The organism is Rhodococcus sp. BH5 (genome assembly GCF_027583855.1).
Classification (GTDB): Bacteria; Actinomycetota; Actinomycetes; order Mycobacteriales; family Mycobacteriaceae; genus Rhodococcus_F; species Rhodococcus_F qingshengii.
Genome location: NZ_JAJHVW010000002.1, coordinates 157,256 through 178,489 on the forward strand (window position 1 = coordinate 157,256; position 21,234 = coordinate 178,489).

A 21,234-nucleotide genomic window follows, 5' to 3' on the forward strand; every position below is an offset into this window, starting at 1 on the left:
TCTTCTCTGCGTGGAGAAATCGACTCGAGAAGCACTTCTGGACGCCGGGCTCGACCTGCTGGGCCGGGTTGGGTTTCGAGCCTGGTCGATGAGAGGCGTCGAAGACGAGGCGGGCGTGCCACACGGCAGCGCACGGCACTACTTCGGAAATCAACGTGGACTGATAGTCGAGGTGGTGCGACACCTTCTGGACGGCGATCTTCCTCGCCCAGGCGAGACGCCGAAGCAACAGGTGGCCCGGTGGCTGGGGCCTGAATCCGGCCGCACTCGGGCGCGTTACGAACTGATCATCGCGTCATTCCACGATCCCGACCTCGCAGTGGAACTGGTGCGTGGTCGGGATCGGTTTGTCGACATCTTGATCGAACGCGGCATGACCTCGTCCGATGCAGCGGAATTGGTCGCAGCACTGGACGGGCTCGTTCTGGACGCACTGCTGCGCAGGCATGCTCCGGAAACCCTGGATCCAGAGCGAACCTTCAAGAGGTTCGGGGCGAAGTTCCCCTAGCCGTCCAGCTCGGCGAAGAGCTCCATCCACTGCTCTTCGGCCGCTTCCTTGTCGGCGATGACCTGCTTGAGTTCTGCGCCGAGTTTCTGCAGCTTGTCCGGGTCGGTGGCCGCGTCGGCGAGGGAAGCGTGCAGCTTCTTCTCTCGGTCGTCGAACTTCGCAATGGACCGCTCGAGCTTCGAAAGTTCCTTGCGTGCAGCGCGATCCGCGGCGCCGTCGCGGACCTGCTTGCTCTTCGACGCACCACTCGCCGTCGAGGCCACCGACGGGTTGTCGCCATCCCCCATTGCTGCGCGCCGACGCAGGTAGTCCTCGATACCACCGGGCAGGTTGGTGAGCTTGCGGTCACCGAAGAGCGCCCAGGTGGTGTCACAGATGCGCTCGATCAGGTACCGGTCGTGCGAGATGACCACCATGGTGCCCGCCCAGCCGTCGAGCAGATCTTCGAGTTGCTGAAGCGTGTCGATGTCGAGATCGTTGGTCGGCTCGTCGAGAAGCAGGACGTTGGGCTCGGCCATGAGGACACGTGTCAACTGCAGACGTCGGCGCTCACCACCGGAGAGATCACCGACTGGGGTGCGCTGACGCGCCGGTGTGAAGCCCAACCGCTCAGCCAGCTGACCCGCCGATACTTCCTTGTCTCCCAGCGTGATTCGCTCAGCTACATCCTTGACCGCGTCAAGTACGCGCATGTCGGTCGGTAGATCGTCGAGTTCCTGCTTGAGCCAACCGATGTGGACGGTCTGCCCCTGAATGCGCTTGCCTGCTGCCGGCTCGAGTTCACCGGCCAGCGTCCGCAGCAGAGTCGTCTTGCCCGAGCCGTTGACGCCGACCAGGCCGACACGCTCACCCGGAGCGAGACGCCAGGTCAGATCCTCGACGAGTACGCGGCCGTCCGGGGTCTCCAGACGCGCGTCTTCGAGTTCGATGACAACCTTGCCGAGCCGTCGCTGCGCGAACGACGCAAGAGCGACCGCGTCACGAGGTGCCGGAACGTCGGCGATCAGGGCCTCTGCGGCCTCGATGCGGTACTTCGGCTTGGACGTACGGGCCGGCGCACCGCGGCGCAGCCATGCGAGTTCCTTGCGCGCAAGGTTGCGTCGACGCTCTTCGGAAGCGTCAGCCTGACGCGAACGCTCGGCGCGAGCGAACACCCAGTCGTTGTAGCCACCCTCGTAGCTTTCGACGCCGCCGCCGACAACCTCCCAGGTGCGGGTGGCGACGGTGTCGAGGAACCAGCGATCGTGGGTCACGACGACAAGCGCGCTGCGACGCGAGACGAGGTGCTCGGCCAACCACTGAACACCTTCGACGTCGAGGTGGTTGGTGGGCTCGTCGAGCACCAGCAGGTCGAGGTCCTGAACCAGGGCCGCAGCGAGAGCCACGCGGCGACGCTCACCGCCGGACAGGCCGTCGACCTTGGCGTCCAATGCGGACCGCTCGCCACCGGCGCCCAGGTTGTCGATGCCGATACCCGAGAGCACCGAACGGATGCGCGCGTCGCCGGCCCATTCGTGTTGCGCCACTCCGAGCGGCCCCAGGACCACTTCACCGACAGTGGAGCCGGGAGGCAGCACACCGCGCTGCGTCACGACGGCCATACGCAATCCGCCGACGCGGCTGACGCGTCCCGAATCCGGCTGCTCCACACCCGCGAGGACTTCGAGCATGGTCGTCTTACCGCCACCGTTGAGGCCGACGACGCCGATGCGCTCGCCCTCCTCGACGCCCAGGGAGACCCCGTCGAGCAACGGCTTGACGCCGAAAGACTTCGACACGTTTTCCAGATTGATCAGATTCGCCATCAGTGCTGTCCCTTTGCCGCATTGTCGAGTATTCGTGCTCCGGGAACGGGTCCGCTCGCCACGCGAACGGTGCGGCACACCCCCGCTCCCGCAAGTTCTGCGCTCACTTCCACCGCGGACTGTGCGTCGGCGCAGAGAAAGGCGCATGTCGGTCCGGAGCCGGAGACGATGCCGGCCAAAGCTCCGGCTTCGACGCCCGCTCGAAGCGTCCGTCGTAGATCCGGGTTGAGTGAGAGTGCCGCAGCCTGCAGATCGTTGCCGAGCAGCGACGCAAGCAGATGAGCGTCACCCGTGGTCAGTGCCTGGATCAACGCATCGGCGCTCCCCAACCGTTTCGGGGAGCCTTCTGCCCGCAGCTTGTCCAGCTCGCGGAACACGACTGGTGTGCTCAAGCCACCCTTGGCCAGCGCCAACACCCAGTGAAAAGTGTGGCGGGTCAACACGGGGACAAGTTGTTCGCCGCGGCCGGTTCCGAGGGCAGTGCCACCGTGCAGCGAGAACGGAACGTCACTCCCGAGGCGTGCCGCAAAAGCGTCGAGATCAGGCCGCGAGAAGTCGAGCTTCCACAAAGCGTTGAGCGCAACCAAAGCGGCGGCTGCGTCGGCACTCCCGCCGGCCATTCCGCCTGCGACGGGGATGCCTTTCTCGATGACTATCTCGACGTTCGGGGCCACGCCACCCTCGACGGCGAGCATCTCGGCGGCACGCCACACGAGGTTGGTGCGATCGGTCGGCACGGCCGCGGCGTCGTCGCCGATCACCCGCACGGTCAAGGTGTCCGCAGGCGCCACCGTGAGGGTGTCTGCCAGCGACAATGCCTGAAAAACCGTCGTCAGCTCGTGATAGCCGTCGTCTCGCAGGTCCCCGACGGCAAGGTGGAGATTCACCTTGGACGGGGCCCGGACGACTACGGGGCGTGGAACGACGGAGAGCACAAGGAACAACAATAGGCGCTGCGAACACCTGGGCGAAAACCTGCGACCGCAGCAGCCCGTCCGACAGCCAGCACACCCACGCTATTTCACCGCGCGCACACCTACGCCCAGACCGACCACCGCCACGCCCAAGGCGGCGACGATTCCTGCCAGAACGCTGCTCGACGCGAAGTCTCCGGCAAAGAGTGCCCGCTCGGCGTCTACGACGTAGCCGAGCGGATTGATGTTCACGAGGACCTTCATCCAACCTGGTGCGTCCTCGAGTGGAAGCATGGTTCCCGACAGGATCAGGAGCGGGAACATCAGCGTCTGCTGAACGACCCAGAACATCCAATCCTGCTCCCGCACAGCCAGAGCGAGAGCGTACGAGAGCGCACCGAGTCCGACGCCGAACACTCCCAGCAGGACTATCCCGAGCGCGGCTCCCGCTGCATTGACGTCCAATCCGAGCGGAAGTGCGACCAGAATGATCAGAATCGCCTGCGCGGCAAGCGGAACCATCTCCTTGCACGCTCGCCCGATCAACAAGGACGAGCGTCGGAGCGGAGTCACCAACATTCGCTCGTGCGATCCCTGCTGCATCTCCATCAGGAGGTTGGACCCGGTCATCGTCGTTCCGAAGATCGCGATCATCACCAACACACCGGGAATGAACCAATTCCATACGTCGTCACCGGTACCCGGAACCCCTTTGAGCAGAGGCCCGAACAACGCCAACAGGATCAGCGGCTGGATGAGGCTGAAGATGACGCTGACCGGGTCGCGCAACATCGGTCGCAGCTCACGGCCCATCACGATTGCGCTGTCTCGAACGATGTTGCCGTGCACGGTACGTGGGGTATCGAGTGTGATTGTCATGGCGGATTCCTGTTCGTCGAAGTTCTTTGTCGTGTTTCAGGAAGCGACCGCGGCGGCGCTCTCGCGCAGGCTGCGGCCGGTGAGAGTGAGGAAGACGTCGTCGAGAGTCGGCCTGGTGATGTCGGCAGTGAGTGCGCGGGCACCACGGGCATCGGCTTCACGCAGCAACACCGGTAGCGTCGAATCACCCTCGCCGGCACGGATACTCACCGAACTCGCCTGGACGGTGACGTCACGCACAGTGACAAGTCGCTCGGCCACCGACGCTGCGACGGCGGCCGCCTCGACGCTGTCGAAGGTGAGCAACAAATGATCTCCGGCAAGATCAGCCTTGAGTGCGGCAGCGGTGTTGTCCGCGATGACAGTGCCTTCGTCGATGACGATGACCCGCTCTGCCATCGAATCCGCTTCTTCGAGGTAGTGCGTGGTCAGCACGATCGTGGTGCCCATCTCGCGCCGCAGCCGGAGGATGTGGTCCCAGAGGTTGGCCCGACTCTGCGGGTCCATGCCCGTGGTCGGCTCGTCGAGGAACAGGAGCGGTGGGCGATGGACCAGGCCCAGAGCGATATCGAGCCGCCGGCGCTGCCCGCCGGACAGCGTACTGACCTTTCTAGTACCCAACTCGGTGAGTTCGAGATCACGCAGCAATTCGTCGGCCCGGACCTGCGAGTCGCCCTTGGGCATTCCGTAGCACAACCCCTGCGTCACCAACTCGTCGCGAACTCGCTGGTTGTGGCCGGCGCCGTTCCCCTGTCCGACGTATCCGAGGCTGGAGCGCACCTCGTTCCGCGCCGCGGAGATGTCGAATCCTGCGATTCGCGCAGTACCGGACGTGGGCTCGAGCAAGGTGGTCAGCATGCGCAACGTCGTCGATTTCCCGGCGCCGTTCGGCCCCAGCAAGGCAACCAACTCACCCTCCGCTACGTCGAGCGTGACTCCCTTGACTGCTTCCACGAGTTTCTTGCCCTGAGCGAAGTGCTTGGTGAGCGCCTTCGTCTCGATCATCGGTCTGCCGTCGTTGATGCGACTCATGACGTGGCCCCAATTTCTTCTCGACTGGTCGGATGTGGACCAACCTAAATTCAATTGAGGACTCATACGGTCCTAAATGTTTGGCAGACTTCTGGCCATGAAGGAGACATCGGCTCGCCTACTGCGGTTGCTGTCACTGCTCCAGACGCGTCGAGACTGGTCCGGTGCCGAACTCGCAGACAAACTCGCGATCACCCCGCGCACGGTTCGACGTGACGTGGACCGCCTCCGCGATCTCGGCTATCCGGTCGACGCGACAGTCGGAGTCGGTGGCGGATATCGTCTGGGTGCCGGCGCGGAGATGCCCCCGCTACAGCTCGATGACGAAGAAGTGCTCGCGGTGGCACTTTCACTGCAATCCGGAGCGACCGGCTCTGTGGTCGGCATCGGCGAGGCTTCGATGCGCGCGCTGGCGAAGCTGCGGCAGATCATGCCGTCGAGGCTGCGACACCGTCTGGAGTCGCTGTCGATCGATGTCGTGCCACGCGAGCCCGCCGCGAGCGCAGTCGATGCGTCGGTCTTGTCCGCCATCGCGTCGGTGTGCCACAACCACGAACGCCTGCGATTCGACTACAGCACTCACGACGGCACCCAGAGCCGGCGCGAGGTGGAACCGTACCGGCTCGTACGGTCGGGTGTCCGGTGGTATCTGGTGGCCTGGGATCTCGCTCGCGAAGACTGGCGATCATTTCGCGTAGACAGAATGGAACCCAAGATCCCCACCGGCCCACGATTCGTGCCGCGGGAACTACCCGCCGGTGGTGCAGCAGACTTCGTTTCCCGCGGTGTCGCTCGGGCCTATTCCTCCACGCGCGCAACAGTTCTACTGCATGCACCCATCGAGCAGATAGCACCCATGGTCAGCGAACAGTGGGGATCGGTGGAGTCCACCGACGAAGGGCGTTGCGTCATAGTGCTTTCGGGCACTTCTCTGCGATCGATCGCACACTGGCTCAGAGCTTTCGACGTCGATTTCACCGTCGTGAATCCACCTGAACTCCGCGAGGAATGCCGCACGATCGCGGCGGAGAGGACAGTCGCCACTCAGCGGTATCTCGATGCATGACAGCGTTTTTCACCCAAATACAACAAGACCCCAACTCCGAAGAGTTGGGGTCTTGTCAGTACGTCATGCGTCGGTTGCCCGACTCACATGGACGTCTTAGACGATGGTAACGCCGGTGGCCTGCGGGCCCTTGTTGCCCTGACCGATCTCGAACGCCACGCGCTGGTTCTCCTCGAGAGTGCGGAAGCCGCCACTCTGGATCTCGGAGTAGTGAACGAAGACGTCAGCACTGCCGTCTTCGGGAGCGATGAAGCCGAACCCCTTCTCGGAGTTGAACCACTTCACGATGCCCTCTGCCATGTAAATCTCCTCTAACACAGTGTCAACAGGCAGTCGCTTCGACCGCCCGGGTCACTTACTACGACCGTTCTGAGACAAATCCGTGGAGGATGTCCAAACGCTCGCAACCTAACCATTTGCGAGCGTGGAAACACAAACACAAACACTTACGACCACCACAAGTAGACCACACATCCGCCGTGTTGTCTTCCCTGAGGCCTTCATCACTGCCCAGCCCGTTGACAGGCATACCCCCTGGGGGTACCTTCGATTGCAGAGCGATACCTACACCGGGTATCCGTAAAATAAGCTTTCCACAACCGAAGGGACCTGCGATGACCACCGCCGAATACACCGTTTCCGGAATGACCTGCGGACACTGCGTCGGATCCGTCAAGGAAGAGATCGGCAACATCGCGGGAGTAACCGCGGTGGATGTCGAACTGGCGAGCGGACGCGTCGTCGTCACCAGCGATGCTCCCGTCTCCGCAGCCGACGTCGTCGCAGCAGTCGACGAAGCCGGCTACGCAGTCGTACCAAGCTGAGTCAGCCGTGCGCACCTCGACAACACTTGCCGCCTACGCCGTAGGGCTGGTCGCCGTCTTCGGCGCCGCCCTCGGCGTGGGGGCCGCAATCGGAAGCCCGATAGACATGTCCACCACCCAGCACAGCACCCACGAATCAACCACCGAATCGATGCCAGGCATGGATTCGGCAACACCTGCAGGACTCGAAGTCTCTTCCGGCGGATACACACTCACCGATGTGACCGCACCCGGTCGAGCTGGGGAGCCGGGAACCTTGACCTTCCGGATTCTCGACGACACCAACACACCCGTCGTCGATTTCGACCTCCTGCACGAGAAGAAACTCCACCTCATTGTCGTCCGAAACGACACCAGCGAATTCCGCCACGTACATCCGTCCCTCGCTGCAGACGGCACCTGGTCGATCGACTGGGCCTGGCCCGCCGCCGGCACCTACCGAGTCTTCGCGGACTTCGATCCCACCGACGGCACCCAACTGACACTCGGCCGAAACTTCGACGTGGCAGGCGAATTCACTCCCGCGCCGCTACCTGCGAAGAGCGCGACCGCAACCGTCGACGGATACACCGTGACTCTCGACGGTGATCTGACCACTGCCGGCGGCCCGATCACGCTGAGCGTTGCTCGCGACGGAGCCCCGGTCACCGATCTCGATCCGTACCTCGGTGCCTTCGGTCACCTCGTTGCCCTGCGCACCGGCGACCTCGCCTACCTGCACGTGCACCCCGAAGGCGAGCCAGGCGACGGCGTCACAGCTCCTGGTCCGGACATTTCCTTCCACGCACAGGCACCGAGCGAAGGCACATACCGGCTGTTCCTCGACTTCCAGCACGAGGGCGTGGTTCGGACCGCCGAATTCACTGTTGATGCAGGCACTTCCACAGCTTCAGTTCCAGACAATCACGAGGGAGGGCACTGATGACGTCACCGACTGCGGTCGACAATGCTGCCAACTCGAGCAGCGTCGAACTCGCGATCACCGGGATGACCTGCGCCTCCTGCGCGTCACGAATCGAGAAGAAGCTCAACAAGATCGACGGCGTCACAGCCACCGTCAACTACGCGACGGAGAAGGCCAAGGTCACCTTCCCGGACGGGGTACCCGTCGAAGATCTGGTCACTGCCGTCGAGAACGCCGGTTATTCCGCCGCGCTCCCCAAGCCGCCCAGCGCGCCGGACACCGTCGACCCGGATGCGGAAACCCCGCAGGATCGTGATCTGCGCGAGCTCCGTACCCGCCTGATCATCTCGACTCTTCTCTCCGTGCCGGTCATCGCTATGGCGATGATTCCTGCGCTGCAGTTCGACAACTGGCAATGGCTCTCCCTCACACTGGCCGCACCGGTCATCGTGTGGGCGGCCCTCCCCTTCCACCGGGCTGCCTGGGTGAACCTGCGTCACGGCGCGGCCACGATGGACACGCTCATCTCGCTGGGCACCATCTCGGCCTTCGTCTGGTCGCTCTACGCACTGTTCTTCGGCACTGCGGGCGAAGCCGGTATGAAGCACGCCTTCCGGCTGACGGTCGACCGGATGGACGGCAGCGCCAACATCTACCTCGAAGTTGCCGCGGGCGTCATCACGTTCGTGCTGGCCGGACGCTACTTCGAGCACAAGTCCAAGCGCACGTCCGGCGCCGCACTACGCGCACTCATGGAACTCGGTGCGAAAGACGTCGCGGTATTGCGCAACGGCGTCGAAGTACGAATCCCCGCCGAAGAACTGGCAGCGGGCGACTCCTTCATCGTCCGGCCCGGCGAGAAGATCGCCACCGACGGCATCATCACCGAGGGCCGCTCAGCCGTCGACATGAGCATGTTGACCGGCGAATCCGTGCCGGAGGAAGTCGGTGTCGGGGACACTGTCGTCGGCGCCACCGTCAATGTCGGTGGAACCTTGACCGTCGAGGCAACCCGGGTCGGGAGCGACACCCAACTCGCCCAGATGGCGGCACTGGTCGAAGACGCCCAGAACGGCAAGGCCGAAGTTCAGCGCCTCGCCGATCGGATCGCCGGTATCTTCGTACCGGTCGTCATCGCGATTGCCGTTGCGACACTGGGCTACTGGCTCGGCACCGGTAACCCCATCGAGATGGCCTTCACCGCTGCGGTCGCCGTCCTGATCATCGCGTGCCCCTGTGCCCTCGGATTGGCAACGCCCACAGCCCTGTTGGTGGGCACGGGTCGCGGAGCTCAGATGGGAATCCTCATCAAGGGACCCGAGGTGCTCGAATCGACGCGCGCAGTCGACACCGTCGTGCTCGACAAGACGGGAACCGTCACCACCGGTCAGATGACATTGCTGGACACCGTGGTGGGCGAAGGAACAACCGTCGACGAGGTACTTCGGCTGGCCGGCGCACTCGAACATCGCTCCGAGCACCCCATCGCCGCAGCGATCGCGAAGGGTGCGACCGAAGCTGTGGGCGAATTGCCTACGGTCGAGGATTTCGTGAACGTCGCCGGGCGCGGCGTACAGGGAATGGTCGACGGTCACGCCGTCGTCGCGGGCCGAGACGCGCTGCTCGCCGACTGGTCGATGCCGTTGCCGGAAAATCTCCGCGAGGCGAAGGCTGCAGCAGAGAAGGCCGGGCGCACCGCAATCGCGGTGGGCTGGGACGGCAAGGCGCACGGCATCCTCGTGATCGCCGACGCGGTCAAGGACACGAGCGCCGAAGCAATCGCGCAGTTGAAAGCACTCGGCCTCGAACCGGTTCTGCTGACCGGTGACAACGCCACCGTTGCTCGCACTGTCGCGGATCAGGTCGGGATCAGCACCGTCTTCGCCGAGGTCATGCCTGCGGACAAGGTCGACGCCGTCAAGAAACTGCAGGCGGAAGGACGCGTCGTGGCCATGGTCGGCGACGGCGTGAACGACGCGGCAGCCCTGGCTCAGGCCGATCTCGGCCTGGCGATGGGCACGGGTACCGACGTTGCGATCGAGGCCAGCGACATCACTCTGGTGCGAGGTGACCTGCGGTCGGCAGCCGATGCAATTCGACTGTCCCGCAAGACGCTCAAGACCATCAAGGGCAACCTGTTCTGGGCATTCGCCTACAACACGGCTGCGATCCCGCTGGCTGCGGCCGGCCTGCTCAACCCGATGCTCGCCGGTGCCGCAATGGCATTCAGCAGTGTGTTCGTGGTGAGCAACAGCCTGAGGTTGCGGCGGTTCAAATAAGGGGGCAAGCCCCCTGTGCGCGGTTAGGGAGTCCCTGCACTCCTTAACCGCGCACGGGACTATTCGCCTCCAGCCAGCCGAACGAAGGCTGCTGCGTCGAGCATCTCACCACGCGTCTGTGGCTCGATGCCGGCAGCGAGGAGCCGTCGTTCGGCCTCGGCAGGCGAACCTGCCCAACCGCTGAGAGCGGCACGCAAAGTCTTGCGGCGCTGTGCGAACGCGGCGTCGATCGCCGCAAAAACCTGCTTGCGGTGCTTCTCGTCCATCGGCCACGGCGGCTCCGCGTACCGATCGATACGAACCAGTCCTGATTCGACCTTCGGCACCGGCCAGAACACGTTGCGTCCGACGGCACCGGCGCGGCGAACCTCGCCGAAGAAGTTGGCCTTGACGCTGGGAACGCCGTAGATCTTGCTTCCCGGATCAGCCGCCAGGCGATCGGCAACCTCGGCTTGCACCATCACGAGTGCGGTCCGCAGACTCGGAAGCGACGCGAACAGGTGCAACAGCACCGGCACCGCGACGTTGTACGGCAGGTTCGCGACAAGCGCGGTCGGCTCGCCGGGAATCTGCGAAGGCAACACACGCATCGCGTCGGCTTCGACGACGGTCAGGCGATCGGCCAGTTCCGGCGCTCGCTCGGCCACCGTCTTCGGCAGGCGAGCCGCGAGGTTGGGATCGATCTCGACCGCGATGACCCGATCGACCACGTCCATCAGCGCCATCGTCAGCGAACCGAGACCAGGCCCTACCTCGAGAACGACGTCGTCACGTGTCACGCCTGCCGTGGTGACGATGCGCCTCACGGTATTGGCGTCGTGAACGAAGTTCTGCCCCAACTGTTTCGTGGGCCGGACACCGAATTCCTCGGCAAGAGCGCGCACCTCGACCGGACCGAGCAGGGCTGCCTGCCCGCGCGGAGTAGCGATGGGTTCGTTCGATTGTTCGGCGTCTGACACCAGTAGAACTTATCCCAGTCCGAGGCGACCCGAGCACGACGGCCATGCGCCCCAGCCCTGAGTGCGCTGGGTCTGTGTCGCAATCGCGATCTGTTCTTCACGGGTGGCGAGGTCGGCGCGGGGCGCATACTTCAACCCGCCCTGTCGTTCCCAGGTGTTCTGATCGAACTGCACGCCGCCGTAGAAACCGTTGCCGGTGTTGATGGCCCAGTTACCGGTGGCCTCGCACTGTGCGAGCGCATCCCACGTCGAACCGTTCTCCACGGGCGGCACCTCGGTGCCCGGCTTCGTTCCGACACGCACGACCTTCGGCTGCGCCGGTGTGGTGATCGTCTCCGCGACCTGGGTACGTCCGGCTTCGACACCGTTGACGAGATTCACGGCGAACGTCACGTCACGCACACCGGGCACGCCCGGGTTCTCGACGATCGTGCGACTCTGGTTCATCGTCGGGTCCTCGATGCGCTGATCCGGCGGATCGAGCGGCAAGGTCTCGACCTTGTTCTCGGTGCGGTTGCGCGTCACCGTGACCTCCAGGCCCTCGGTCAGTGGAGCGTCGGCGGCGGGAACCACCGTGTCCGACTGCTCGAGCGGAGTGCCGTTGGCGGTAAGGAACTCCCCGACCGTCGGCGCCGCGATACGCACGTCTGCTGCCGCGTTTGCGCCGTCGACCAGTTTTGCGACGACCGGTGTCAGCACGTCGAGCGCGGCGCCGTCCAGCGGAAGACGCTGCGAGCGCGAAGCCGACACGTGCACATCCGCCGCGACGTCCAACTGCTTCAACGCGTCGTCGACGGTCAAGGCTGTGGTCCAGAGCTTCTGCGGCTGACCGTCGACCGTCAGCGTGATCTCACGGGCACGACGGAGCACCACGGTGTCGCCGTCGGACAGCGAAGCGTCGGCCGCGGGAGCAACTGCATCCTTGTCACCGATCGGGTAACCCGCGTCCTCGAGAGCGCCGTCGACGTTGGTCGACATGGTGCTCAGGCGAATCTGCTCACCGTCGACATCGAGAGTGATGGTCTTGTGCCGGACGACGGCCAGAACACCACCCACGAGAACCGTCAGGAGAAGAGCGGCGATCGCCGAGTACAACAACGGCGACCTGGTCGAGTTGATCTTGGCGAACGGTGACATCGGTTCCTGTGTTCTGTGAGGTGTGAGCGCGTCAGCGCAGGCCCAATTTGCTGGTGCAGGACGGCCAAGCACCCCAGCCCTGACCGGCGCGGACTTTCTCGCCGATCGCGATCTGCTGTTCACGTGATGCGAGATCGGCGCGAGCTGCGTACTGACCGCCGCCGAATGCTTCCCAGGTGCTCTGGGTGAACTGAAGTCCTCCGTAGAAACCGTTGCCGGTGTTGATGGCCCAGTTTCCGGTCGCCTCGCACTGAGCAATGGCATCCCACGTCGACGCGTTGGACACAGCGGGAGTGGAAGCCTGCTTGGTACCGACCTTCACCACTGCTGCGACCGGTTCCTTGATCACGGTCGCGGACAGTTCCGTGCGTCCGGCCTCGACACCGTTGACGGTCTTCACCTCGACGGTGGCCGTGCGCTCACCCGGAACACCCGGGTTCTCGACGACGGTCTTGTCCTTCTCGAGCTCGGGATCTTCGACCTTGTTCTCCGGCGGCGCGATCGGCTGCGTCTCGACGCGAGTGTCCGTGCGGTCGCGAGTGACCTGGATGGTCAGGCCGTTGGTAACGGGTGTGTCGGCGGCGGGAACCACCGAGTCGGCCTGCTCGAGCGGCGCATTCTTGGCCGCGAGAAGATCACCGACGGTCACGGCGGCGAGCTTGACCTCCGCCGCGGGAGCGCCACCGTCGCTGACGCTGACGGTCTTCGGGCTGACGACGTCGAGCTCGGTCCGTTCGAGCGGCAGACGATGCGAGCGCGAAGCTGAGACTGCGAAGTCGTCGGAAACATCTACCTGCTTCAATGCCTCGTCGACCGTCAATGCGGTGGTCCAGATGGTGGTCGGCTGACCGTCGACGGTCAGAGCCAACTCACGGGCACGGCGCAGTACGACGGTATCGCCATCGGACAGGGAGGAATCGGCACTGGGTGCGAGCGCGTCCTTGGGATCGACCGGGTATCCGGCGTCCTCGAGAGCGGTACCGACGCTGCTCGACATCGTGGACAGCGAAATCATGTCGCCGTCGACGTCGAGGGTGATCGTCTTGTGCCGAACCACGGCGAGCGCACCCCCGACGATGAGCGTCAGAAGCAACGCACCCACCACTGAATAGAGAAGTGGTGACTTCGTGGAGTTGATCTTGGCAAAAGGCGACACAGGAAATCCCAAGGCAGACGACGTTCGATCACAATACGGTAACGACCGAGCGTTGTATCGGCAACCAAATCACAACGAAATGCGACTTTTGTCACGGAACGGCAACGGCGTGTCGTGTGTTCTGCACTTTCCGGCTCCGATACCCGTGTATCGATTCAGCTCTGGGCGCAGTATGTTCTCGTCTGGTTCAAAGCAGTCCGGCGATCCCGGGCGCGACAGAAGAAAGCTGGGCGATAGTGCGAAGAAGATTCGACAGACCACGTAATGCCAGGTGGCCGATCCTGGCCATCCTGCTGGCGCTGATCGCAGCGCTGTTCGCCCCCGGAATCGCGAGCGCGCAACCCGGCCGCACCTACACGATCGCCACCGATCTGACATTCGCCCCGTTCGAATTCGAGAACGAAGACGGCAAACTCGTCGGCATCGACATCGACCTGCTCAATGCGATCGCCGAGGACCAAGGCTTCAAGGTCGACATCAAGCAGCTCGGCTTCGACGCGGCCCTTCAGGCCGTGCAGGCCGGGCAGGCGGACGGCGTCATCGCGGGCATGTCCATCACCGACGCCCGCAAGCAGGTGTTCGACTTCTCCGACCCGTACTTCGAGTCGGGCGTGCAGATGGCGGTCCTCGAGACCGACAACGACGTGAAGTCGTACGAGGATCTGAGGGGCAAGCGCGTCGCCGTCAAGAACGGCACCGAGGGCGCCAGCTTCGCCGAGTCCATCAAGGACCAATACGGCTTCACCACAGTCTATTTCGCCGACTCCGCCAGCATGTACGACGAGGTCCGCACCGGGAACTCCGTCGCAGTCTTCGACGACTACCCCGTCCTCGCCTACGGCATCACACAGGGCAACGGCCTCAAGACGGTCACCGAAAAAGAGGTGGGCGCGAGCTACGGCTTCGCAGTCAACAAGGGCCAGAACGCCGAACTGCTCCAGATGTTCAACGCCGGACTGCAGAACCTGCGCGACGACGGCCAGTACGACGAAATCGTCTCGACCTACCTCGGTCAGGGCGCGTCGACGTCGGACAACTCCATCATCGGCTTGATCAAGAGCACCTACCCGCAGCTTCTCAAGGGCCTGTGGTTGACGATCGTTCTCTCCGTCGTCTCGATCGCGATCGCTCTGGTCCTAGGCGCGATCTTCGGTCTCTGCCGCGTGTCCACCAACATGTTCGTCCGAGGTATAGGCACAACCTACGTCGACATCTTCCGCGGCACACCGCTGTTGGTGCAGGCATTCTTCATCTACTTCGGCATCCCGGCAGCCCTGCATTTCCAGATGTCCGCCTTCACCGCAGGCATCATCACGCTCTCGCTCAACGCCGGCGCGTACATGGCTGAAATCGTCCGCGGCGGCATCCTGTCCGTCGACAAGGGACAGATGGAGGCGTCACGAAGCCTGGGCATCAGCTACATGAAGTCGATGCGAAAAGTCATCATGCCGCAGGCAATTCGCACGATGATCCCGTCGTACATCAACCAGTTCGTGATCACCCTCAAGGACACGTCGATCCTGTCGGTCATCGGACTCGCCGAGCTCACTCAGACAGGGCGCATCATCATCGCGCGCAACTTCCAGTCGTTCAACATGTGGCTGATCATCGGCGTCATGTACTTCATCATCATCATGGCGCTCACCAAGCTGTCGAACCGCCTCGAGAAGAGGATCAACAAGTGACCGAAACAGCCGTCAACATGGGCAAGTCCGCCACCGAGGTCAAGATTTCGGTCAAGGGACTGAAGAAGTCGTTCGGCGACAACGAGGTCCTCAAGGGCCTGGACGTCGACATCAAGAGCGGTGAAGTGGTCTGCGTCATCGGGCCTTCCGGTTCCGGCAAGTCGACCTTCCTGCGTTGCCTCAACCGCCTCGAAGACATCACCGCCGGATCCGTGCGCGTCGACCAGTTCGACCTCACGAACAAGGATGTCGACATCGACAAGGTGCGCCAGCACATCGGGATGGTGTTCCAGCACTTCAACCTGTTCCCCCACATGAGCGTCGTCGAAAACGTGATGCTCGCTCCGGTGCAGACCGGGCGATCGACCAAGGAGCAGGCTCGCGAGATCGCCGTCAAACTGCTCGGCCAGGTCGGTCTCGCGGAGAAGGCAGATGCCAAGCCCGCCAGCCTGTCCGGTGGGCAGAAGCAGCGCGTTGCCATCGCCCGCGCACTCGCGATGAGTCCGGACATCATGCTCTTCGACGAGGCCACCAGCGCCCTCGACCCCGAAATGGTGGGTGAGGTTCTGCAGGTGCTGCGCGACCTCGCCAAGCAGGGCATGACCATGGTCGTCGTGACCCACGAGATGGGCTTCGCCCGTGAGGTTTCCGACCGAGTCATCTTCATGGCCGACGGATACATCGTCGAAGAAGGTAAGCCGGAGAGTCTGTTCGGCAACCCCCAGCAGCAGCGCACCCAGGACTTCCTGGCGAAGGTTCTCTAGGGGCAAGCCCCCTGTGCGCCTTTTCGGTAGCGGGGACTACCGGAAAGGCGCACGGGTGGTGGCCAATTCGACGACCAGCCCGGTCTCGATCCGATTCTGCAGCTCGAAGTCGAAGTCGCCGAACCTTCGGAACCACCGAGGACTGGCCTCGACCCTTCGATAGGTCTCGCTACCTTCGACGGGCAACCACATGCGTGGACTTCCGACTTCCTCGTACGTCGTCGTGACCACGAGAATCCCGAGCACCACGCCGGTGGTCACGACTCCCGACGCCGGCATCCCGCCGTGAACCCAACCGTCGAACGCGTCGTCCTGCGATCGCGGTGTCAATGTCCACGAGCATTGTTCACCGACTACAGGAAACGGTCCGCAGCACTCGACTTCGACCGCGTCGACATGAACGCTGACGATCCGGACCGAAGAGTCGACCGGCGTCGGCTCAGTGAAGCTGTGCGCCTTCATTCCCTCCCGGGATGCGAGAAATTCGCCGCGCTCGAGCCGGATCGAGAGGACTGTTCGTCTGTGTGTTCGACGTCGTCGGGATAGACGTCGGAGGGATAGATGCGGTCATTCATCTGAATACTCCGCGCAGTAGACGTACCAGGACACGACGGTCCCGGGCGCGGAGTTACCTGTCAGACCACCATAGCGTCAGAGCTTGTAGACGCGCTCCGCTGTCGCCGTGGACGCTGCTGCCAGCGCCTGCGGATCCTCACCGCGGATGTCTGCGAGCGCGCGCACTGTGTACGGCAGGCAGTACGACTCGTTGGGCGCACCGCGGAACGGGTGCGGCGTCAAGAACGGCGCATCCGTCTCGACGATCAGTTGATCCGACGGCACCAACAGCGCGGCCTCACGCAGCGCCTTCGCATTCTTGAAACTCACGGTTCCCGAGAAACTCAACACGTAGCCCGCGTCGATGCACGCACGGGCCATCTCCGAATCCGAGGAGAAGCAATGGAACACCACGGTCTCCGGCGCGCCTTCCTCGTGCAGCACCCGCAGCAGGTCCTCATCGGCTTCGCGATTGTGAATCATCAGCGTCTTGCCGAGACGCTTCGCGAGGTCGATGTGCCACCGGAAACCGTCGATCTGCTCCTCGATGGTGGCGCACCCTTCGAGCTTGCCTGGCCAGTAGAGATCCAGCCCGGTCTCCCCCACCGCGACGACCCGCGGATCGGACGCCAACCGTTCTATCTCGGCTCTGGTGTCGACATCAAGGACGTTCGCCCTGGTCGGATGGATTGCGACGGCTGCGTAAACCCTCGAATCCCAGTTCGCAGCGTCGACGGCAAAGCGTGCGGCATCAAGGTCGTCGGCCACCGTGACGACCCGTCCGACGCCGACGGCCTCGGCCCGATCGACAATTTCGGCCACGGTCGCAGCGTCGTGCGCACCACAGGCGTCGAGGTGCGTATGTGCGTCGATCAGAGGCGACAAGGGCTCAGGGGCATCGGGGGCGGGACGGTCTTTGCTCACGCCCGATAGAGTAAGCCCACCATGACTGTGCCTGCCTCACCCTCCCAGACCCCGCGCCCGGACTCCGCTGCCCCGGAAGGCGCGGAACGATCGCCGTTCTACATCACGACAGCGATCGCGTATCCCAACGGCGCTCCGCACATCGGCCACGCGTACGAGTACATCTCCTCGGACGCGCTCGCCCGCTTCAAGCGGTTGGACGGTCATGAAGTGTTCTTCATGACCGGCACCGACGAGCACGGTCTGAAGATGCAGCAGACAGCGATCAAAGAGGGCATCGACGTCCGCGAACTCGCGGCTCGGAACTCCGACGTGTTCCAGAACCTCGACAAGGTCCTGAACATCTCGTACGACCGGTTCATCCGCACCACCGACGCCGATCATCAGGTCGCCAGCAAGGCGATCTGGGAAAAGATGGCCGCATCGGGCGACATCTACCTCGACACGTACTCGGGGTGGTATTCGGTTCGTGACGAGGCCTTCTACACCGAAGCCGAGACCACGCTTCTGGACGACGGCACCCGTCAGTCGACGGAGACCGGCACTCCGGTGGAGTGGACCGAGGAGTCCAACTACACCTTCCGTCTCTCGGCCTACGAGGACCGTTTGCTTGCTCTGTACGAAGAGCATCCCGAGTTCATTGCCCCCGCGACTCGTCGCAACGAGATCGTCAGCTTCGTCAAGGGCGGCCTCAAGGACCTGTCGATCTCGCGCACCACGTTCGACTGGGGCGTCGAGGTTCCCGGAGACCCCGACCACGTCATGTACGTCTGGGTCGACGCCCTCACCAACTACCTGACCGGCGTGGGTTACCCGAACGTCGACTCGGCGGAGTTCGAGAAGTTCTGGCCCGCGAGCCTGCACATCATCGGCAAGGACATCACGCGTTTCCATACCGTGTACTGGCCGGCGTTCCTCATGTCTGCCGGCATCGAACTGCCGGAGCGGGTCTTCGTCCACGGGTTCTTGTACAACAAGGGCGAGAAGATGTCGAAGTCGGTCGGCAACGTCGTCGACCCCATCGCGATGGTCGATCAGTACGGCCTCGACGCGGTCCGTTTCTTCCTGCTCCGCGAGATCTCGTACGGCCAGGACGGCAGCTACAGCCACGAAGCAATCGTGACGCGTATGAACGCAGACCTGTCCAATGAACTGGGCAACCTCGCGCAGCGTTCACTGACGATGGTCGCGAAGAACTGCGATGCCCAGGTACCGACCCCCGGCGAGTTCACCGAGGACGACCTGGCGATGCTGGCGTCGGCGGATGCCCTGCTTGCCAAGTGCCGCAGCGAGTTCGACGTGCAGGCGCTGCATCTCGCACTGGAAGCCATCTGGGGCGTTCTCGGCGAGACCAACCGGTACTTCTCCAAGCAGGAACCGTGGGTTCTGCGCAAGACGGATCCGGCACGCATGGCGACGGTTCTGTACGTGACGCTCGAAGTGGTCCGTATCGTCGGGCTTCTCGTTCAGCCGGTGATGCCCGACGCGGCGTCACGCATCCTCGATCTGCTTGGCCAGAGCGAAGAGAACCGGCAGTTCGCCGACATTGCGGTTCGCATCGACGCGAACCGGAAACTGCCTGCTCCGGCGCCAGTTTTCCCCCGCTTCGTCGAGGAATGAGCTAAGCGAGAGTGCCGCACGTGGGGTCCGAGATATCCGGTTACAGGCGGATGTGTCGGACCCCACGTGCACACTCCAGCCATGACGACGAATAGAACATACATTCGAACCAGCGCTTCGGCGCAGACACTGCCATGGAACGGAGCGCGGGTGTCCACTCAGGAGGTCAGCCCTCAATCCGTTTCCGCGGTGCGAGATCTCGTTTCAGAACTGTCCGCGGCGTACGACCGCGGATGGCAGCCGGCGGATCTGATTCATCTGGCGCGTCGAAGCAAAGACGCGTCCGACGCCGATCTCGCCGCCACCACCATCCTGTTCGACGCGAAGGCGTCGCGCGCCTCCGATCGCGCTCCGCTCGAATGGGTGGGGCAGTTGCAGACGATCGGCGAGCAGTATCCGAAGTCTCGGCACATCGCTTCTCGAATCACCGTGGACGACGACGTTTTTCGCTCCCTCGCGGCCGGCCTTCTGTTCCAGGATCCCTACTTCCTCGTTTCGCAGATCGTCGACGTCGCGCGATCGTGGATGCGCCTACCTCAGTGGACGGTGTTGCTCGCGCCACCATCCACCTGGCCGTCGCAACGCACCGATACCAGCTATGCCGGCGTCGGCGATACCGAGGTCGACGCCAAGGTACTCAAGCGAATTCGTGGACTACTCGCCAAAGCGGAAGCAACCAACTTCGCGGAAGAAGCCGAGATTTTCACCGCGAAGGCCCAGGAGTTGATGACCCGGTACGCCATCGACTCCGCACTGCTCCACAGTCGCGCCGGGGTCACCGACACATCCGTCAATGCCCGACGCATTCACATCGAGAACCCGTACGTGAAGGAAAAGGTTCACCTCCTGACCGAGATCGGCGAATCGAATCGTGTCAGGACTGTCTGGTTCAGCGACATTGCACTCGCGACCGTCGTCGGCACTCCGGTCGACCTTCAGCAAGTCGACATGCTGTTCACTTCCCTGCTCGTACAGGCAACCCGTGCAATGCAATTCGCCGACTCGAGCAATCGTGGCGGCTCACGCACCACCTCGTTCCGCAAGGGATTCCTGGCCGGGTTCGCCAGCCGCATCGGACACCGCCTGCGTGACGCCGGCACCAAAGCCACCGCCGAAGCGGCCGACGCGGCATCGATGGACGTCGCGGATCTTCTGCCGATCCTCGCCACCACATCCGAGGCCGTCGACGCCGAATTCGATCGATTGTTCCCGACAACCCGCAAGACTCGCGGACGGTCCGTGGACGCCGAAGGCTGGCACGCCGGCCAGGCTGCAGCCGACGACGCCAACCTGCGTCCCGGCGCACCCGCCGTGAACCGCTCCCGCTAGTCCTTTCGAGCGGCCAGGACCGTCTCGTACAACTCACGCTTGGAGACTCCGGCCGTTGCGACCAGAGCACACGCGTCCTTCAATCGTGCTCCCCCCTCGACCAGCCTTTCCACCTCGTCGACCAGATCGGCAGGATCAGATGCCACCAGCACTGCGCCTTCGAGCACCACCGTGATCTCACCGCGAACGCCCTCGGCGGCCCAAGCAGCTAACTCCCCGAGAGTGCCGCGCTTCACTTCCTCGTAGGTCTTGGTCAATTCCCGGCACACGGCCGCGCGGCGATTCGGCCCGAGCACTTCCACCGCATCTGCGAGGCAGTCGGCAAGGCGATGAGGCGCTTCGAAGAACACACACGCTCGCTGCTCGGTTGCCAAGGCAGAGAGCCACGTCTTGCGCTGCCCCTGCTTACGCGGCGGGAACCCGTCGAAGCAGAACCGCTCGACGGGCAATCCGGAGAGTGCCAGCGCCGTCGTCACCGCCGACGGACCGGGCAAGCACGTGACGGCGAGGTTCTCGGCTACGCAGGCGGCGACAAGGCGATATCCGGGATCGCTGACCGACGGCATGCCCGCGTCCGTGACCAGCAGGACGGTCTTGCCTTCGGCGACGTCGGCGACCAGCGCGGGCAGCCGGGAAATCTCGACCTGATCGTAGAAACTGACGATCTTCCCGGTGATGGTTACCTCGAGCGCGGACGCCAGAGACTTGGTGCGTCGTGTGTCCTCCGCAGCAACGACGTCGGCGGTTGCGAGAGCAGACCGAAGACGCGGAGACGCGTCACCGACATCTCCCATGGGTGTTGCGGCGAGTACCAAGCGACCAGTCATACCTGACAGCCTACGATTGCCAGGTGACTGTGCAGACGGACGAGCGGCCAACGCCCGCCACGAGCGA

The 21,234-nt window shown here is 63.6% G+C and carries 20 protein-coding genes; 9 read left to right on the forward strand and 11 right to left on the reverse strand.

The features are described 5' to 3' along the window. Positions 1 to 10 precede the first annotated feature (10 nt). Entirely contained in the window at positions 11 to 508 is a 498-nt protein-coding gene (locus RhoBH5_RS06975; RefSeq protein WP_037126361.1) for a TetR/AcrR family transcriptional regulator, read from the forward strand. Here the strand turns inward: RhoBH5_RS06975 and RhoBH5_RS06980 are convergent. The 4 genes from RhoBH5_RS06980 to RhoBH5_RS06995 all read right to left on the reverse strand — a co-directional run bounded on the left by RhoBH5_RS06980 (position 505) and on the right by RhoBH5_RS06995 (position 5,138). Next, positions 505 to 2,313, reverse strand: a complete 1,809-nt coding sequence (locus tag RhoBH5_RS06980) for an ABC-F family ATP-binding cassette domain-containing protein (RefSeq protein WP_003946255.1) — start codon at positions 2,311 to 2,313, stop codon at positions 505 to 507. The two genes, RhoBH5_RS06975 and RhoBH5_RS06980, sit on opposite strands and share 4 nt — an antisense overlap. Further along, complete coding sequence (locus tag RhoBH5_RS06985) at positions 2,313 to 3,248, reverse strand: 4-(cytidine 5'-diphospho)-2-C-methyl-D-erythritol kinase (protein WP_030536307.1); 936 nt, start codon at positions 3,246 to 3,248, stop codon at positions 2,313 to 2,315. The genes RhoBH5_RS06980 and RhoBH5_RS06985 overlap by 1 nt, the downstream gene beginning before the upstream one ends. A gap of 81 nt (positions 3,249 to 3,329) precedes the next feature. Then, on the reverse strand, positions 3,330 to 4,106 hold the full coding sequence (locus RhoBH5_RS06990; RefSeq protein ID WP_270008095.1) for an ABC transporter permease: 777 nt from the start codon (positions 4,104 to 4,106) through the stop codon (positions 3,330 to 3,332). A 36-nt stretch (positions 4,107 to 4,142) separates the two neighbouring features. Beyond that, positions 4,143 to 5,138, reverse strand: coding sequence for an ABC transporter ATP-binding protein (locus tag RhoBH5_RS06995; RefSeq protein ID WP_270008096.1), 996 nt, complete (start codon positions 5,136 to 5,138; stop codon positions 4,143 to 4,145). 97 nt (positions 5,139 to 5,235) lie between these two features. Here RhoBH5_RS06995 and RhoBH5_RS07000 point away from each other — a divergent pair, with 97 nt between their 5' ends. Continuing rightward, entirely contained in the window at positions 5,236 to 6,204 is a 969-nt protein-coding gene (locus RhoBH5_RS07000) for a helix-turn-helix transcriptional regulator (RefSeq protein ID WP_270008097.1), read from the forward strand. Positions 6,205 to 6,300: 96 nt separating this feature from the next. Here RhoBH5_RS07000 and RhoBH5_RS07005 read toward each other — a convergent pair whose 3' ends face one another. Further along, positions 6,301 to 6,504 carry a cold-shock protein gene (locus RhoBH5_RS07005; RefSeq protein WP_003946232.1) on the reverse strand — a complete coding sequence of 68 codons (204 nt, stop codon included), beginning with the start codon at positions 6,502 to 6,504 and terminating at the stop codon, positions 6,301 to 6,303. 314 nt (positions 6,505 to 6,818) lie between these two features. Here RhoBH5_RS07005 and RhoBH5_RS07010 point away from each other — a divergent pair, with 314 nt between their 5' ends. Genes RhoBH5_RS07010 through RhoBH5_RS07020 form a run of 3 tightly spaced genes read left to right on the forward strand, consistent with a single transcriptional unit; the run spans position 6,819 to position 10,211 of the window. Next, positions 6,819 to 7,028: a heavy-metal-associated domain-containing protein gene (locus tag RhoBH5_RS07010; protein ID WP_003946267.1), complete on the forward strand. Its 210-nt coding sequence runs from the start codon at positions 6,819 to 6,821 to the stop codon at positions 7,026 to 7,028. A gap of 7 nt (positions 7,029 to 7,035) precedes the next feature. Next, positions 7,036 to 7,950 (forward strand): hypothetical protein, encoded by a 915-nt coding sequence (locus RhoBH5_RS07015; protein WP_007729015.1) that lies wholly within the window; start codon positions 7,036 to 7,038, stop codon positions 7,948 to 7,950. Then, on the forward strand, positions 7,950 to 10,211 hold the full coding sequence (locus RhoBH5_RS07020; RefSeq protein ID WP_003946240.1) for a heavy metal translocating P-type ATPase: 2,262 nt from the start codon (positions 7,950 to 7,952) through the stop codon (positions 10,209 to 10,211). The genes RhoBH5_RS07015 and RhoBH5_RS07020 overlap by 1 nt, the downstream gene beginning before the upstream one ends. Positions 10,212 to 10,270: 59 nt before the next feature. Here RhoBH5_RS07020 and rsmA read toward each other — a convergent pair whose 3' ends face one another. Genes rsmA through RhoBH5_RS07035 form a run of 3 tightly spaced genes read right to left on the reverse strand, consistent with a single transcriptional unit; the run spans position 10,271 to position 13,463 of the window. Continuing rightward, positions 10,271 to 11,170 (reverse strand): 16S rRNA (adenine(1518)-N(6)/adenine(1519)-N(6))-dimethyltransferase RsmA, encoded by a 900-nt coding sequence (gene rsmA / locus RhoBH5_RS07025; RefSeq protein WP_003946263.1) that lies wholly within the window; start codon positions 11,168 to 11,170, stop codon positions 10,271 to 10,273. Positions 11,171 to 11,179: 9 nt separating this feature from the next. Next, positions 11,180 to 12,307 (reverse strand): resuscitation-promoting factor, encoded by a 1,128-nt coding sequence (locus RhoBH5_RS07030; protein WP_065455355.1) that lies wholly within the window; start codon positions 12,305 to 12,307, stop codon positions 11,180 to 11,182. 31 nt (positions 12,308 to 12,338) lie between these two features. Continuing rightward, the gene (locus RhoBH5_RS07035; RefSeq protein WP_270008098.1) at positions 12,339 to 13,463 is read right to left on the reverse strand and encodes a resuscitation-promoting factor; all 1,125 of its coding nucleotides are present in this window, start codon (positions 13,461 to 13,463) and stop codon (positions 12,339 to 12,341) included. Positions 13,464 to 13,699: 236 nt separating this feature from the next. On the opposite strand from RhoBH5_RS07035, the gene RhoBH5_RS07040 reads away from it, so the two are divergent. Both RhoBH5_RS07040 and RhoBH5_RS07045 read left to right on the forward strand, forming a co-directional pair. Next, on the forward strand, positions 13,700 to 15,148 hold the full coding sequence (locus RhoBH5_RS07040; RefSeq protein WP_003946214.1) for an amino acid ABC transporter substrate-binding protein/permease: 1,449 nt from the start codon (positions 13,700 to 13,702) through the stop codon (positions 15,146 to 15,148). Further along, the gene (locus RhoBH5_RS07045) at positions 15,145 to 15,912 is read left to right on the forward strand and encodes an amino acid ABC transporter ATP-binding protein (RefSeq protein ID WP_003946239.1); all 768 of its coding nucleotides are present in this window, start codon (positions 15,145 to 15,147) and stop codon (positions 15,910 to 15,912) included. The genes RhoBH5_RS07040 and RhoBH5_RS07045 overlap by 4 nt, the downstream gene beginning before the upstream one ends. A 36-nt stretch (positions 15,913 to 15,948) precedes the next feature. Here RhoBH5_RS07045 and RhoBH5_RS07050 read toward each other — a convergent pair whose 3' ends face one another. Both RhoBH5_RS07050 and RhoBH5_RS07055 read right to left on the reverse strand, forming a co-directional pair. Next, positions 15,949 to 16,374: a DUF6578 domain-containing protein gene (locus tag RhoBH5_RS07050; protein ID WP_270008099.1), complete on the reverse strand. Its 426-nt coding sequence runs from the start codon at positions 16,372 to 16,374 to the stop codon at positions 15,949 to 15,951. A 189-nt stretch (positions 16,375 to 16,563) separates the two neighbouring features. Further along, positions 16,564 to 17,391, reverse strand: a complete 828-nt coding sequence (locus RhoBH5_RS07055) for a TatD family hydrolase (protein ID WP_270008100.1) — start codon at positions 17,389 to 17,391, stop codon at positions 16,564 to 16,566. Positions 17,392 to 17,412: 21 nt separating this feature from the next. On the opposite strand from RhoBH5_RS07055, the gene metG reads away from it, so the two are divergent. Then, positions 17,413 to 19,011 carry a methionine--tRNA ligase gene (gene metG, locus RhoBH5_RS07060; RefSeq protein ID WP_003946248.1) on the forward strand — a complete coding sequence of 533 codons (1,599 nt, stop codon included), beginning with the start codon at positions 17,413 to 17,415 and terminating at the stop codon, positions 19,009 to 19,011. A gap of 81 nt (positions 19,012 to 19,092) precedes the next feature. After that, positions 19,093 to 20,340, forward strand: coding sequence for a DUF2786 domain-containing protein (locus tag RhoBH5_RS07065; protein ID WP_172826980.1), 1,248 nt, complete (start codon positions 19,093 to 19,095; stop codon positions 20,338 to 20,340). Here the strand turns inward: RhoBH5_RS07065 and rsmI are convergent. Then, positions 20,337 to 21,167 (reverse strand): 16S rRNA (cytidine(1402)-2'-O)-methyltransferase, encoded by an 831-nt coding sequence (gene rsmI / locus RhoBH5_RS07070; protein ID WP_003946264.1) that lies wholly within the window; start codon positions 21,165 to 21,167, stop codon positions 20,337 to 20,339. The two genes, RhoBH5_RS07065 and rsmI, sit on opposite strands and share 4 nt — an antisense overlap. Positions 21,168 to 21,234 lie beyond the last annotated feature (67 nt).